Source organism: Pseudomonas sp. KH_024_B2, assembly GCF_057839965.1.
The window spans coordinates 41,041-54,460 of sequence record NZ_JBYQPS010000002.1 but is presented as its reverse complement, the minus strand read 5'-3'; the positions used below and the strand labels follow the sequence as shown (position 1 = coordinate 54,460).

Here is a 13,420-nt window from a genome sequence, read left to right as displayed (position 1 = left end):
CAGCGACCCGATGTTGAAGCAATGTTGCTCTAAGTTTCCCCAGGGCTAAACATTGTGTTTGATCTCGTCATAGTTGAATCGCCGAATAAAATTAAGAAAATCCAGAAATTTCTAGGGGACTCCTTCAAGGTTTCCGCTAGCGTCGGGCACTTCCGAGACCTTCCACTCAGGAGGATGGGAGTAGAAGCCCCAAACTTCGTACCTGACTATGAGGTAAGTGAAGACAAAAAGAAGGTCGTATCCAACCTGAAGAAGTTAATTCAACAGGCAAATATGGTGTACCTGGCCACCGACCTCGATCGCGAGGGTGAAGCCATTGCCTGGCACTTGAGGGAGGTCCTCAAGCCCAAAAAATACCGAAGAATTAAGTTTAACGAAATCACCAAGAAGGCCCTTACTGAAGCTATCTCCAAGGCCGGCGACATCGACATGATGTTGGTGGCGGCCCAAGAGGCACGCAGAGTTCTGGATCGCATAGTTGGGTACACTGTCTCACCGCTACTGACCGAGCTATCCGGGGCCGGTGTCAACCTATCCGCCGGACGCGTCCAGTCGGCAGCCCTTTTGCTTCTGGTCGAACGAGAACAGGCGATCACCAGTTTCGTCTCCGTCGACCATTACAAGCTGAAAGTGAGCTTTCCCTGGCCAGGGAAACACGCAGTTTGGACTGCTGAATGGCAACACAAGGCGCTACAAGCAGCCATGGGTGTTGAGCAAACCGACCTTTTTACGCATGCCGCTTATTTACAAAGTCTCGCCGACGCCATTAAGGGTCAGCCTGCCTTCATGGTTTACAAGCTTGAGAGTCGAGAGGAGGACAGAAAGGCGCCGGCGCCCTTCACTACATCGACTCTGCAGCAAGCCGCAAGTGTGAAGCTGGGTATGGACGTGGATCAGACCATGAAGAAGGCCCAGGCGCTCTTTGAAGCAGGCATGATCACCTATCACCGCACCGACAGTCCTAACCTTTCCGAAGAGTCTGCCCAGGAAATTCGTGCATGGCTCACTGGGAAGGGACATGCGGTCCCTGCAGCACGCAACACTTGGGCGTCCAAAGCTGACGCTCAGGAAGCTCACGAGGCCATACGACCGACAGCAATCGACATTACACCGTCCGATTTTGCGCCCGACAGCGATGAGATGAAGCTCTACAAGCTGATCTGGCTCCGCGCTGTGGCAAGTCAGATGGTGCCCGCCAAATTTTATGCGACTAAGGCGCTGCTCCTCTCGGCCGTCAAAGTGAAAGATCACAACCTGCAGTTTCTGGCAAAAGGCCGAGTCCTATTGAGCCCGGGATGGATGGCACTGACCCCGGACGACGCAGTGGAGGACAAAGACGAGGGCAATGAGGACGACGCAGACAAATCCCTCCCTGACCTGCAGGAACAAGCCCGACTCCAATGCAGTGAAGTACAAGCCGTCACAACCGCAACAAAGCCTCCGCCGCGGCTCACGGATGCCTCGCTCACAAAATTGCTTGAGTCCATGGGTATTGGTAGGCCCTCTACTTTCGCGTCTATTGTGGCCACGCTTTACAAGCGTGAGTACATTCGAAAGGAAGGACGGAAGCTTTACGCGACACCACTGGGCATAGGCGTGATCTCCATCTTGAAGGGCCGGTTCAGCTTCGTTAGCTACGATTTTACAAAGATGATTGAGGAAGCCTTGGATCAAATTGCCACCGGCAAAGCATCGTACTTGGCCGTCGTTGGTTACCAACACCAGGTGCTCACGGGTGAAGTGGACAAGATCAAAGCAGACCCGGGCATCTCAGCAACCGTGGCTGAACAAAAGTCAGAGATGTTCGGCGACCAGGTCAGTTGCCCGATCTGCAAATCCGGTGTTCTTCGCCGGCGAGCCACCAGTTCGGGGGCATTCTGGGGATGCACCAAATACCCGTCCTGCACAGCGTCCTGCAATGACATCAAGGCACGGGGCAAGCCTCCTGAACCTGATCTCTCAACCATCCGCACCAAAGAAACCTCTGCTGAGAACGGCGCACCTAAACCGGAGCGAATCATTTCTGAGGAGAATTGCCCAAAGTGCAAGAAGAAGAAAATGTCGCTGCGACCAGGTCCAAAGGGGCCGTTCTGGGGATGCCTTGGCTACCCTTCTTGCAAGGGCACGGCGCCCGACGATGGTGGCAGGCCATTAATTGCAGCGTCACCGGCAATCTGAATTCGCCCCTGTGACTGGGACTGATCGGACGTTTGTACCGTTATGGCATCGGGATAATGCGCCGATTAGACGGAGGCTCTTGGACCATTATGTGTATCGACGGCGCAATTGCAGTAACCAGTTACTCATCAGCAAACGCTAAGCTTCCTGTTGAGATCGGGATTGCCACTGGCACCAACACCCTGAATGTCGTGATCGGTGTCGTGCCGGGCGTTATCGAGATTCATTCGGGTGATGAGGCTGAGGCTGGTCTCGGCGCCCTCGAAATGGAAGCCATTGGCCTTCAACCTACCAGGGCATGCGAACTGATCAATGATTTCCTGGTCGGGGGTGTTGTTGGCTGCAGGGAAGAGCGAGTCAAAATTGCATTGCAGCAACTGTACAAAATAGCCGGTTATGAGATGGAGTTCCTATTGGAGGAGCTTGGCGACCTCGACATTTCTCCTCCGACTTTTGACCAGGGTACATGCGCAGAAATGGAAGCTCGTAGGCTTGTGTTCCTCGCCAGGCAAAGTAAGAGCAGAGGCGCTTCACATGTTCGACACTGACGTAATACCACATGAGACGAAGGAAAAACTTCAACGTCTCCTGGATCTAACTGCGTCGCTTGAAAGGGTCAACTCCAAGGTGATGCACGGCCAACAACCGACTACTGAAGATTTCCAGCTGCTGGGGGAAGGTCGACGGGAATTTGGGGATCTGATCGCACTCTTTGGCCTGCGCCCGCCGGGCAATTCACTCTCATAGCTACACCTTGATGTAATGGGATATTTCTAGTTTCGCCCTGACAGTACAGGCCAACCAAAAGGAGCGCCTAAGTGAATAAAAATCAGCTCGTGGAAAAAGTTTCAGCTAGTGCGGACGTTACGAAAGTCGCTGCTGGAAAAGCTGTTGATGCACTAATCGATGCAATCACCACCACTCTGGAAGGCGGTGGCTCCGTTACATTGGTCGGCTTTGGTACTTTCAACGTTGTGGACCGCCCCGAACGTATTGGTCGAAATCCCCAATCAGGGAAGCCGATGACGCTACGGGCCCGACGTGCGCCCACCTTCCGGGCTGGTAAATCGCTCAAAGAATCAGTCAACTAAAAAACCTATAACGCGGGTGACTCCCTAGCGTCTAAGAAGGAATCAAGACTGCTTATTCTCACACGGAAGGTCGGAGAAACTATTGTCATCGGCGATGACATTCGCGTGACGGTTCTCAACGTCTCGGGCAACCAGGTTCGTATCGGAGTCGAAGCCGACAGGGCGACACCGGTTCACCGCGAAGAGATTTACAACCTGATCCAGCAATCCGGCTCCACGCAACAAAGACAAAGCGCCTGACAACCATTGGTGGAAAGTCGCCGGCGTTTAGCCGGCTTTTTTGTCAGGATTCCCTACTGGCTTAATCGCTCTCAGGCCAACCGGGCTGGCTCCATGTCTGTCGGCATGTGATATCCTCAAAAAGATTCTTTCGCGTCCAGGATGTCCTGGCGTGAAGTCCAGCTGATAGCAATCATCAGCACCAATTTCCAACCTAGTGGGGTCCATTTCCCCATTGGGGGACATGGCCTCCACACTTTCGGAGAACGCCATGTCAAATCAAGCCCCGCTATCAAAACTCTCCTTGTCGATCGGCCTGCTGGCCGCGCGGATCGCAGAGAAGCTGTTGGTGAACTACACGATCACTATTCCAACAGACCATGAAGCCACGCGGACCTATGAGGTTCTCGTGACGCAAACCTTGAAACGCACCATCGCAGTGAACGTTCAAGACTCAAATTTGCTTGCTGCAATGACCCAGGCCGCTACTTTGGCCACCACAATTCAAGACTCCGATTGGGAACCACTGAGTGAACCCATTCACGTCGAATGCAGGGTGATCAAGTAATCGAAGGAGTGGTAGGCATGGCCTGGTTCATACCTTGGCAATGCGTCTATCCAAAATCGCCTTGCCTCACGGAGGCAGGGCACTTTGAGAGTTGCCTTGGCAGTAGCACCAGTTGCTGCCAAGGTCTGTTCTATTTCATTTAGGTGGTGTGCGCCATGATCACCTAGAGCGACTTACCTAATTGCAGAACCGGTAAAGCACTTGTGGCACACCGCACTTGTAAATTCGAACGTATCCGAAAGGTCCTCCGCGCAACCCCTCATCCCCTGTTTGACCCAGACTAACGCCCAACATCGAACCGACACCGATCCAGCCGGTCAACGGACCACAAATTGATTGGATGGTGAAGACCGAACCTTCAACGGTGCATGCTGCTCTGCAGTATGAATCGATGTGCCATTTCCCACGCACCCCAGCGACAACAGCGAGGTGCAGCATTGAGCCATCGACAAGCAAGTAACCTACCGCCTCATACCCGGGATAACCTGAGGTATCGATCCCAAATGCCCAGCACTGACCACTGAAATCGTCTGGTAGCGGTTGGATCATCAGGTCCTGCATTACCCCGTCATGCGTATGGTCATGCACCTGCGGCGCCATGGACCACAAGTGATTGCACCTGGCCTTGAAGCCGGCTCGCTTGGTGCCACTATCGAACCAGGTAATTGCCCATTGACCCACACCCTGGACAATCATGAGAAAGCCAAAGAGCAGGGCTAACCCATAGACTAGGAGTAATGGTTTGAATGTCGGCAACAGGATCTGGAACAGAATGTTAACAACCAGTGCTGCAGCGATGATGCTCAACCCCGGTTTCACAAACCTAGCCAGGCTGACAAGGAGATCCTTCAACGGTTACACCTCGAGTTCGGTAAAGTTGAATCCAGCGAGCACCTCGCTGAACCCCTACGGTTAGATCGGTGCCAGCTGCGGCCAAGTTGACCAGTTGAACAACGACATCTGAACTACCCTCGCCGTCGATGTATCGTGCAACTTTTGCCCACTTCGCCGCCTCCTGTAGCTCCTCAGCTCCAGCAGCGTTTGTCGCAATCGCGATCGCCAGATCTGCAGCCGAGTGAGAGGTTCCACTCTCGGCGCCGAACCGTAAAAATGACTTCGCCTTTTCAAGATCCCTCCCAAGGAGCCCGTTGCCGAAGAGATAGAGTCGGCCGATCTTGGCAGCGGCCTCAGGATTGCCGCTACAGGCCATTTCCTTCAACTCGATCAATGCCACACCAGCGGCGTCCAGGTCGTCGCGAGAGATGGCATCAGCAATATTCGCCTCGAGTGATACCGGGTCACTTGCCGATGCGGGTAACGCCAGAAGCAGGATTAGCAGAACGACAATTCGCATAAATGGCACTCGCTAATAACGTGAGACGACTATATTCGCCCCGTGCCTGTGCGATCTCTCCAGATAGGCCCTACGGCCGGGGCAAACCCTACGACTCTGAAGCCTCTCCAATTCCATTTTGGTCTGCTGGCGGACCACCCATGCGTTTACCATTTTTTGTGGCACCAGAATTCATCGTCCTATTTTTGCCTTCAACGCCGTCATCCGGACTGACAAGAACACCAAACCCAGCGACCGGGTCGCTGCCGCCGGCGCGATCCAGCTCAGCGACTGGATGAGACGGTACCGCACCGCCGTATCGCAATCGTCTTAGTACGATCACGACGAGAGAAGGCAGCACCAACATGACAAACACCCCGGCAACAGCCAATGTCGTGACCATGGTCACCGCGTAGATAACCCACTCAAGCGCCCGCATGCTCATCGCATCCGCCATTCCCTGGGCGTGAGCCAGGCCATTACGCAACACTGTGGGGAGCTGACTCGCAAAATCGACCTTGAACAGGAATGACGCAGCAAGCGCGATAACCAGCAGCACGACACCTCCCCTTAAGGCCAGGCGGATATCAGCCCACGAAGGTATGCAGTGCATCGCTATGATCAGCGCGGACATACTCCACACGGCGCCCATCCCGCCTGCGCAAAGATTCCCGTAGACCAGCGTCCAAGCGCCGACCACGCCCTCCAGGAAGACAGATCCATCAAATCCACTATCTCCCCAAGGAGCCACAGCAGGGTTTAATGGAAAGAGGAACTCAAACAATAGGAATGCCATAAAGATTGGGGCAACACCTTGCACCACCAGCCCAACAGCGTGAACTGTTGAGGACGGACGATAGGTGAAGGCGACATAGCCAAGACGCCCGGTGGCCGCGTCGGGTGAGTAGAGCCGGATTTGAGTTATTTTCAAACCGAACATCCAGCACGCCAAAACGTGCCCCAACTCATGTATGGGCGTACCAAGAACACCTGTGACCGCGTAGAACGGGAAAACGCTCCGGACAAGCGACTGAACCAGCCTGTCCATAACCAGAATGACCAAGGGCGGCATCAGGAAGATGTAGGCCAGGTACTGTACGATCAGTTGCCAGTTAGAATCATTAAACATTGAAGGCTCACGGAAAGTGGGGGGGGGGCCGCTCATTCTCACCCTCCTCAAGCTCGCCGCGGAGCGACATTGATGCCCGGCCTGGGGCACCAACATCTGTCATAGATCGAACCCGTCTACAGGCTCAGTCTCAACACCTGCGCTCCTCTCCCCTTGCTAGATTGGCCTGATCGAATCTAGAGGAACGGCCGTGGACATTAACTGGACATCGGAGCAGCTGGAATTTCTCAATTGCACGGCACCGCTCATTAGGCTCCGAGCGTTTGCTGGTGCGTCCAAAACGACCTCCCTCGAAGGCTATTCGCGCAAACATAACCGCCTCAAGTACCTGTACCTGGCTTACAACAAAGCCATCAGGGATGAGGCCAAAAAACGCTTCCCGAAAAACGTCGTCTGCGCGACCACACACGAGTTGGCCTACAAAGGTTACAGGGCAAAATACGAGCATAAGCTCGAGGGTGGTTTGCGCCTTGGGGACATGGCCAAGGTACTGAATACGAATGATTGGACCGTGGTAAGGGCCGTGGTCGATACCTTGAACAACTTTTTGTGCAGCCCCCTCGAGACCTTTCATGAAAGCCATCTCCCAATGGTCAAAAGGATGCCGGGCTCGCAAATGCCACCGAGCTTCATCGAGAATGTTTTCAAGTCTGCAGAGTATCTTTGGGAACGGATGATCGACCCTGAAGACACGTCGGTACCCTTGTTGCACGATGGCTACTTGAAAATGTATTTGCTCAGCAATCCGGACCTCAGTAGAACCTACGATGTCATCCTGGCCGATGAGAGCCAAGACCTGAACGGCCTGACACTGGCCCTCATCAAGAAACAATCTTGCAGGAAGATTTTCGTTGGCGATCGGCACCAGGAACTCTATCGCTTCAGAGGTTCTGACAATGCGTTGGATGATCCAGACCTCGACGATGCGGTTGACCTTCGCCTGACCAGGTCGTTTCGATTTGGGCCAGCAACAGCCGCCCTTGCCAACATCATTCTAAGTTTCAAAGGCGAGACGGTACCGGTAATAGGTGCCGGCGCTCGAACTAAAATTCGATCCACCTTAGACAGCGATGCCAAACGTCCCGCGTTGCTCCACCGCACGGTCATGGGGGTCATCCTTTCAGCGCTGGACTACACCGCCGCCGGCAAAAAAGTGTTTTGGATCGGCAAAATTGATTCGTATCAGATCTCGAGCATCGAGGACCTGTATTGGTTCAGCGAAGGCCGCACTGATAAGGTCAAAAACAAACGGCTGTTGAAGGAGTTCAGCAACTGGCACCAATACCTGACCATCGCAGAGGAAACGAAAGATCGCGAAATGGTCCGAGCCATCAAGATCATCAACGCCTACGATGACCTTGAAGCACGCCTACGTCAGATGCGCGCGATGACGGTAAACGAGGAGGACAAAGCCGACATTATCCTGGCCACAGCCCACCGATCGAAAGGGCTTGAGTTTGCCAATGTCGCACTGATGGATGATTTCCCGGACCCACTGGACCCTCAGATGGACCATGGGTCGCGTGAGGATGAGCTCAATTTGCTGTACGTCGCGGCCACCCGTGCGAAGTACCAATTGGCGGTCAATCAAGTCGTGATTGGCCTCATGCGCGAACACGCCTACAAGGTAAAAATGGCCGCTAAACAAGCGCAAGGGGTTTGAAAAACCGCCGTGTCATATCGCCCGGCGGAGCGGCACTAGATGATCCGGTGATGCCCCAAATCGCTTGCAGAGGGACTCGTAGCTAGAGCCGAATCCCAAACTCGACATTGTGCATAGCACCTCAATGTTCGAGTCCAGCGTCGCAAGACAAAGGTCGCGGCTATGGGGAACCATACGAAATCCGCGGACCTTCAATTCGTGCTCAAGCTCCCCCCACCCACTTGAAATCTTGGTGAGCGCCAGGAGTTCAACCTTTTTCGATTCACTTAACTCGCCCTTCAGCGCAGGAATTTTTCTAAGGTCTTCCCGAGGGTCCACACGAAAGCCTGAGAAAAGGGCCTTAATCTGCCAACTACGTCCTGTCCGAACCCAGCGGAGCCCTCCAAGAAGCGCCCACACAGCGCAGAACACTGCAAAGGCTACACCAGCACCCGATAGGATCGAAGAAGCCTCAAGCATGCCCAGGCGACGCATTAGGGTGGGAAAGAGATCACCCACACCAAAATAGAAGAAGCAGGCGTAGGCAAGGGGTCTGATGATCGCCGCACCAAATCCCGGCCGGCGCCGATGGGAGTTGAGCTTGTTCATTAGGCAGTGGCTCCGGCTGCACCCTGGATATCGCTGTGGTTGGCCCGACCCTCAGCTTCCACCCGATGAGCAGGGTCGGCATTATCCGCCGCGACCAGTGAATCCCGGGCGTGCTGAGCCCACTCGTCGATCGCCCCCTCAACAATTTTCGGATACTCCTGATCAGACTCTAAAGCCTTCATCTGCAGCAGGATCTCGTCAATCACCAGGTCTGGCTCGACTCGCGCCCCGCATTCGCTGCAGTGACTCATTCCAATTGCCAAGCCAGGCATCCGGTAGGGACGTCGCCCAGTCTGCAGCTGAAACTCGGAAAATGCCCGCGCGTAGAGGTCAACGGTTCTTGAGGGCAAAGCGCGGACCGGCAAGTTCCCCAGAATGGCTATGACGCATTGGTGTGACATGGTTTTCTCCAAACAAAATGGCTCTCTCAGAATCAACCGAGAGAGCCAATATGCAAGCCCTGCTCCTGAGAGATCTGCTCAGAATGTTGTTCTACTGCTCATCTGTGCCGGCGTCATGTTCTTCATCAGCCGTCGCCACCGGGGCAGTTTTCTCTGCCACCGGCGCTGCACCGCCGCGAGCGCCATAGCCCAGTATTTGCTCGCTTACAACAGCCCCACCATCAACCTGTTCACCCTTCTGCTTTTGCTCATCGGCCTGAGCGTCCGCTCGTTCGCTGACCATCATTTTTTTCATGACGGTAATGAAAGCGCTGGCCGGCTGGGCGCCTTTAACAAACTCCTTTTCACCGGTGAGATTGTCGATGACCATCGTCGCAGGCGTTCCGGTGGCGCCAATCTTCTCGCCCATCAACATGTGCTCGTTGATCCGGTCCTTGTGACGTTCACTGGCCATGCACTCGTTAAACTTCGCCTTGTCGCCACCGAGTCGTTTGGCCAGCGCCGGCAAGTCCTTTACCCCGCCACCATTGCCAGCAGAAAGCTCGAACACCTGGTCGAGAAAGACCCAAAAGCCCTTGTTGCCTTTTTGCTCTGCGAAGCACTCGGAGGCCTTTGCCTCATCGTGGGCCGCCGGGTTATGGAACTGCAGAGGCAGATGTCGCCATTGCCAGTTAACGGCACCGTTAGAGCGATCAACAATTTCCTTCATTGTTGGGTGCAGACGCTTACAGTACGGACACTCCATATCGGAGAATTCGGCCAGGGTAAAACGCGCTTTCAGGTCACCGTATACGCGCGCGTCATTTGGCACCGTGTCGACTGCATTGGGGTACCGGGCATACTGGGCACTGGCGTAGGCTTCAATTTCCTTAAGCTCGCGCTGGACAATGAGATCGTCGACAGCAGCGGCTACTTTGTCATCGAGATATCGACCGCCCTGCAAGGCGTTGAATGCCGCAAGCCCGCCAAAGGTTGCAACTTGGGAGAGGACGACTGAGATGGCTATAGCCGGGATGAGCGGTTTGAGGTTGAGCATGGCTGTTCCTGCAGTGGTATCTAGTGCAGGAGACGATACTCAGCCGCGGAAACCGAAAGGGGCTAATCAGCCCCTCAAACTGGCTCGGTTACCGTGCGGCCACGAGCATGAGAGAAGCAACTGATGGCAGTATCGGGGAATGGATCTGCGTGGCTTGTCGCACCGATTTCTGAACCACGATCAACTCGCCACGACTCGCCAACAAACAGGCTAATAGCGGCCCCATTTCACCGCGGCTACAGGAAGAAGAATCTTCTGCCTTGTACCGGGTAACCAATTGAACAAGTGAAGCCGTCGCCCATCCAGCACCAGGAAGGCTTTTCGCTTGAGCGCCAACGAGATCCAGGCGCTCGTTCAGCGTCAAGATCGGTGTGAGTGCGTCCATTAGCACAATTAACCTTTGGCCATATGCGGCAAGAGTGACAGCCAGGTTGCTCATTCGAGTGGCAAAAAAACGGCTTTGAGCCAAATAGCTTTGATATACAAAGATGTCATCCCTTGGAAGCCCCTGCCCTTTACCTTTCGCATCAAGGATTCCCAGCGCGCGCTCGGCCGATCGCAACTTCTGCCGCTCCTGGACGAAAAGTTGAAGAACGCAGCGGGCTTCCTTGCGCATCAACAACAGCTCTGCCCTGTGGGCGGCCTGGTATTTCAAGTTAATGGTCCCGTTGCCTAAGTGTTGAATGTCCATTTTTACCTCCGGGCAAACTACGCTTGTAGCGTTTTGCCCCATTGATTGGACTGGTAGTTGCGTTTAGCTCGATTCTTCACCCTATGAAGAAGGGGTTGAACTCACCACTGAGCAGTAGAGCCAACCCCACACATTTCAGGCGGCAAATCTTGCGCGATGGCGGTCTTTGGCCTCACGGCGCTCCTGCTCTTCCACGCACAGTTTGGCGGAGGGCAGTACCAACAACCGGCGCAGTCCGATTTGCGGGCCGGTTTCACAGTAACCGTAAGTGCCGTCTTCAATCCGGCTGAGAGCCTCCACGAGCTCGTCCAGAGCCGATGAGTCACGTCGGATCGAGCTGGTTAACTTTTGACGCTGTTCTTCGATAGTCGCGGCGTCCCCAGGATCAGGCACGTTCTCCAATCGCTCAAGTTCCTCCCGCCAATTGCCGATACGCACCCTGAGTTCACTGATGTGGGTATTGATCAGATCGCGGAAGAATTCAAGCTGCGCGTTGGACATGTAGTCATCGGCACTCATGAGCAAAATTTCACTTTTCGTCACATCAACCTCCAGGTTGTTTTTCATCACCTGAATCATGCCGATAGTTTGAAATATGCAACCTGCTAAATGGGCCCAATGGAGGCCGTATCCAGGGTCGGATTCGAACCCCTGAATCACGCATATCGTCAAACATTGCCGGCGATATTGAACGAGGTCGACTACCCCATCTTGGTGTGCAAAAAGACTCTTTCAGTTCGACCTTCATTTCGATACGACCATGGCGCCAAAGTCGTTTTAAAACAGGAGCACGCATGACGAAAAACTCAACTCACCCTGAGGCCAAATACCCTGCGCGCCTACCGAGTACTCTCCTCGAGCGAATAAGGGAAAAAGGTCGCGTCAACAATCGGAGCATCAACCAAGAAATTGTCCATGGAATGACTCAGTACCTTGATGGACTGGACGAACTTCAGTTGCTCATCGCGACTATGAAGCGACAGCTTGTCGCTATTCAGTCCACTTAATATCTGTATGCGTGCCCCCCTCTCTACTGCTGCATCTCCACATCAGGCAGCATCGTCCTAACCGGGCTGTGGCTGTAGAGGTAGCGTAAAAACGCCCTCACATGGAGGGCGATTTTATTGTGCAAGATTGGAATGGGGGCCCTGATGCTAGGCCGCCCCAGTCTCAATAAAACGCAGAGGGTCCACGCTCACTGTCAGGCAAGTAAAAAGCAGTGTCCTTCGGCAGGTTCTTGGACAGGGCGGCTGCCAGCTGCTCGGACGTCACTTCACCACGGGTCTTAAGCACCATCGAATCGAAGAGCGATCCCGATGCCGAGCCATTCGTGGTTTCGTGCCCAACCGGGATAGCCACGATTCGAGCTGGGTAACCACCACGATCTACAGGAGCGTAACCGTCTGCAGCGAGGATACCTCGGTGACCCATGAAGACTTTGGCGGCCTTTAAGCCAGACGTGGTCTCAATTTTGCCCAACCGGAATTGTCCGTTTGGCAGATCATACGATTTGGTAACGTCGACCACTGTCTTGGCAAACATGGCTTCCATCTTCGCCCCGCACCCCGCCACGGCTGCAGCCATGTCCTGCCCATCGACCTTAGGCATAAAGCAGACAACATAGCCTTGCGTGACGCGTGGGTCGAATTTTGGTGAGCCTGCCACCAGGCTCAGCACCATGCCGGCGCCACCCACGTCTCCACCGATTGCGTTTAAGCCAATCGCTTCAAGGTCCTTTCCTGTTGAGCTTGGTCGAGAAGAGTCGGTCGACATATATCGGATCGTTTCCTCTTTGGTCGACTGCCGCAATTGGGTGCCAGTGAACGAGCCAGCTGGGGCGGCCTTCAAGGACGGCATTCCCATTACTGCAAAGACCTTGTCGGTTGCCGTCGCAGTGCTGGCAAACTTCTGAGGTTCGCTGTTTGCGTGCTTGATGGTCATCTCATCAGCCGCGCGAAACTCGTATTGCACTGACGCAGATTGTGCCGTTCCCACTCCGTCAACCTGAGCCTTTTTGGCTCCGTCGTACGCGGCGCATCCACCCAGGGAAGCGATAGCTGCAGCGATCAGTGTGTAACCGATGGACTTCATCCTTAGACCTCATTTTGGTTTTTCTAAATGAGACCACAAGGCCGTCAAAGTGCAAATTGGATTTATTGGAACGCTTTGCTCTGTTGATCTATCGGCAGACAGAGCTCCGTAACTTTTTTCAGGTCCCTATGCGTGATTGCTTGAGCGCTACTGTTCGCATCGGCGAGCAATTTTTTCGCACAGGCCGACTCGGCGATCACAGTTCGAATTTCATCGACGGACGCCGGTTGCCACGGCTCGTATAGTGCCTTGACCGCTGGATAGCCGATTAGACAGACAAGCGCTAGCCCACCAATCCATTTGCAGACCACGAGAAATTTTCCCCTGGTAGATCCAGGCTCGTTCACCAATGTTTCACCGTCAGCGTTTACGTTCGTCATAGCGCATCCAGATAATATTTGTGGTTGATGTAAATGCTCAGGAATGGCAGGC

General features: G+C 54.2%; 18 protein-coding genes. 8 read left to right on the top strand and 10 right to left on the bottom strand.

What is annotated here, in order from left to right; translation table 11 throughout:
• The first annotated feature begins 54 nt into the window (after positions 1-54).
• From topA to AC3I0A_RS27485, 6 genes are all read left to right on the top strand, one after another.
• Entirely contained in the window at positions 55-2,178 is a 2,124-nt protein-coding gene (gene topA, locus AC3I0A_RS27510; protein WP_489378741.1) for a type I DNA topoisomerase, read from the top strand.
• Between the two features lie 89 nt (positions 2,179-2,267).
• Complete coding sequence (locus AC3I0A_RS27505; RefSeq protein ID WP_050682350.1) at positions 2,268-2,726, top strand: hypothetical protein; 459 nt, start codon at positions 2,268-2,270, stop codon at positions 2,724-2,726.
• Positions 2,713-2,925: a hypothetical protein gene (locus AC3I0A_RS27500; RefSeq protein ID WP_050682351.1), complete on the top strand. Its 213-nt coding sequence runs from the start codon at positions 2,713-2,715 to the stop codon at positions 2,923-2,925. The genes AC3I0A_RS27505 and AC3I0A_RS27500 overlap by 14 nt, the downstream gene beginning before the upstream one ends.
• A 71-nt stretch (positions 2,926-2,996) precedes the next feature.
• Entirely contained in the window at positions 2,997-3,269 is a 273-nt protein-coding gene (locus AC3I0A_RS27495; protein ID WP_489378740.1) for an HU family DNA-binding protein, read from the top strand.
• Between the two features lie 48 nt (positions 3,270-3,317).
• Entirely contained in the window at positions 3,318-3,509 is a 192-nt protein-coding gene (gene csrA / locus AC3I0A_RS27490) for a carbon storage regulator CsrA (RefSeq protein ID WP_103403702.1), read from the top strand.
• Positions 3,510-3,759: 250 nt separating this feature from the next.
• Entirely contained in the window at positions 3,760-4,056 is a 297-nt protein-coding gene (locus AC3I0A_RS27485) for a hypothetical protein (protein ID WP_103403703.1), read from the top strand.
• A 177-nt stretch (positions 4,057-4,233) separates the two neighbouring features.
• Here AC3I0A_RS27485 and AC3I0A_RS27480 read toward each other — a convergent pair whose 3' ends face one another.
• The 3 genes from AC3I0A_RS27480 to AC3I0A_RS27470 all read right to left on the bottom strand — a co-directional run bounded on the left by AC3I0A_RS27480 (position 4,234) and on the right by AC3I0A_RS27470 (position 6,518).
• Positions 4,234-4,908 (bottom strand): hypothetical protein, encoded by a 675-nt coding sequence (locus AC3I0A_RS27480; protein ID WP_103403704.1) that lies wholly within the window; start codon positions 4,906-4,908, stop codon positions 4,234-4,236.
• Complete coding sequence (locus AC3I0A_RS27475; RefSeq protein WP_273875625.1) at positions 4,880-5,410, bottom strand: SEL1-like repeat protein; 531 nt, start codon at positions 5,408-5,410, stop codon at positions 4,880-4,882. Before AC3I0A_RS27475 ends, AC3I0A_RS27480 begins: the two co-directional genes overlap by 29 nt.
• An 88-nt stretch (positions 5,411-5,498) precedes the next feature.
• Complete coding sequence (locus AC3I0A_RS27470; RefSeq protein ID WP_103403706.1) at positions 5,499-6,518, bottom strand: M50 family metallopeptidase; 1,020 nt, start codon at positions 6,516-6,518, stop codon at positions 5,499-5,501.
• 190 nt (positions 6,519-6,708) lie between these two features.
• Between AC3I0A_RS27470 and AC3I0A_RS27465 the strand changes: the two genes are divergently transcribed.
• Positions 6,709-8,181 carry a 3'-5' exonuclease gene (locus tag AC3I0A_RS27465; protein WP_489378738.1) on the top strand — a complete coding sequence of 491 codons (1,473 nt, stop codon included), beginning with the start codon at positions 6,709-6,711 and terminating at the stop codon, positions 8,179-8,181.
• A gap of 12 nt (positions 8,182-8,193) precedes the next feature.
• Here the strand turns inward: AC3I0A_RS27465 and AC3I0A_RS27460 are convergent, their stop codons facing one another.
• The 5 genes from AC3I0A_RS27460 to AC3I0A_RS27440 form a co-directional block, all read right to left on the bottom strand.
• Complete coding sequence (locus AC3I0A_RS27460) at positions 8,194-8,769, bottom strand: hypothetical protein (RefSeq protein ID WP_273875623.1); 576 nt, start codon at positions 8,767-8,769, stop codon at positions 8,194-8,196.
• Positions 8,769-9,020 carry a hypothetical protein gene (locus AC3I0A_RS27455; protein ID WP_146041463.1) on the bottom strand — a complete coding sequence of 84 codons (252 nt, stop codon included), beginning with the start codon at positions 9,018-9,020 and terminating at the stop codon, positions 8,769-8,771. The genes AC3I0A_RS27460 and AC3I0A_RS27455 overlap by 1 nt, the downstream gene beginning before the upstream one ends.
• A 241-nt stretch (positions 9,021-9,261) precedes the next feature.
• Positions 9,262-10,206 (bottom strand): DsbA family protein, encoded by a 945-nt coding sequence (locus AC3I0A_RS27450; RefSeq protein WP_489378737.1) that lies wholly within the window; start codon positions 10,204-10,206, stop codon positions 9,262-9,264.
• An 88-nt stretch (positions 10,207-10,294) separates the two neighbouring features.
• Positions 10,295-10,897 (bottom strand): hypothetical protein, encoded by a 603-nt coding sequence (locus AC3I0A_RS27445; protein ID WP_103403711.1) that lies wholly within the window; start codon positions 10,895-10,897, stop codon positions 10,295-10,297.
• A gap of 135 nt (positions 10,898-11,032) precedes the next feature.
• Positions 11,033-11,464: a TraR/DksA family transcriptional regulator gene (locus AC3I0A_RS27440; RefSeq protein ID WP_489378735.1), complete on the bottom strand. Its 432-nt coding sequence runs from the start codon at positions 11,462-11,464 to the stop codon at positions 11,033-11,035.
• 227 nt (positions 11,465-11,691) lie between these two features.
• Between AC3I0A_RS27440 and AC3I0A_RS27435 the strand changes: the two genes are divergently transcribed.
• Positions 11,692-11,904, top strand: coding sequence for an Arc family DNA-binding protein (locus tag AC3I0A_RS27435; RefSeq protein WP_425312363.1), 213 nt, complete (start codon positions 11,692-11,694; stop codon positions 11,902-11,904).
• Between the two features lie 163 nt (positions 11,905-12,067).
• Here AC3I0A_RS27435 and AC3I0A_RS27430 read toward each other — a convergent pair whose 3' ends face one another.
• Positions 12,068-12,988, bottom strand: a complete 921-nt coding sequence (locus AC3I0A_RS27430) for a hypothetical protein (RefSeq protein ID WP_273875616.1) — start codon at positions 12,986-12,988, stop codon at positions 12,068-12,070.
• 62 nt (positions 12,989-13,050) lie between these two features.
• Complete coding sequence (locus AC3I0A_RS27425) at positions 13,051-13,368, bottom strand: hypothetical protein (protein WP_489378734.1); 318 nt, start codon at positions 13,366-13,368, stop codon at positions 13,051-13,053.
• Between the last annotated feature and the right edge of the window lie 52 nt (positions 13,369-13,420).

Coding starts and splice junctions, on each gene's coding strand:
- AC3I0A_RS27505 (WP_050682350.1), top strand. CDS start 2,268: ATGTGTATCGACGGCGCAATTGCAGTAACCAGTTACTCATCAGCAAAC.
- AC3I0A_RS27500 (WP_050682351.1), top strand. CDS start 2,713: ATGTTCGACACTGACGTAATACCACATGAGACGAAGGAAAAACTTCAA.
- AC3I0A_RS27485 (WP_103403703.1), top strand. CDS start 3,760: ATGTCAAATCAAGCCCCGCTATCAAAACTCTCCTTGTCGATCGGCCTG.
- AC3I0A_RS27475 (WP_273875625.1), bottom strand. CDS start 5,410: ATGCGAATTGTCGTTCTGCTAATCCTGCTTCTGGCGTTACCCGCATCG.
- AC3I0A_RS27470 (WP_103403706.1), bottom strand. CDS start 6,518: ATGTTTAATGATTCTAACTGGCAACTGATCGTACAGTACCTGGCCTAC.
- AC3I0A_RS27460 (WP_273875623.1), bottom strand. CDS start 8,769: ATGAACAAGCTCAACTCCCATCGGCGCCGGCCGGGATTTGGTGCGGCG.
- AC3I0A_RS27455 (WP_146041463.1), bottom strand. CDS start 9,020: ATGAGTCACTGCAGCGAATGCGGGGCGCGAGTCGAGCCAGACCTGGTG.
- AC3I0A_RS27450 (WP_489378737.1), bottom strand. CDS start 10,206: ATGCTCAACCTCAAACCGCTCATCCCGGCTATAGCCATCTCAGTCGTC.
- AC3I0A_RS27445 (WP_103403711.1), bottom strand. CDS start 10,897: ATGGACATTCAACACTTAGGCAACGGGACCATTAACTTGAAATACCAG.
- AC3I0A_RS27440 (WP_489378735.1), bottom strand. CDS start 11,464: ATGAAAAACAACCTGGAGGTTGATGTGACGAAAAGTGAAATTTTGCTC.
- AC3I0A_RS27435 (WP_425312363.1), top strand. CDS start 11,692: ATGACGAAAAACTCAACTCACCCTGAGGCCAAATACCCTGCGCGCCTA.
- AC3I0A_RS27430 (WP_273875616.1), bottom strand. CDS start 12,988: ATGAAGTCCATCGGTTACACACTGATCGCTGCAGCTATCGCTTCCCTG.
- AC3I0A_RS27425 (WP_489378734.1), bottom strand. CDS start 13,368: ATGACGAACGTAAACGCTGACGGTGAAACATTGGTGAACGAGCCTGGA.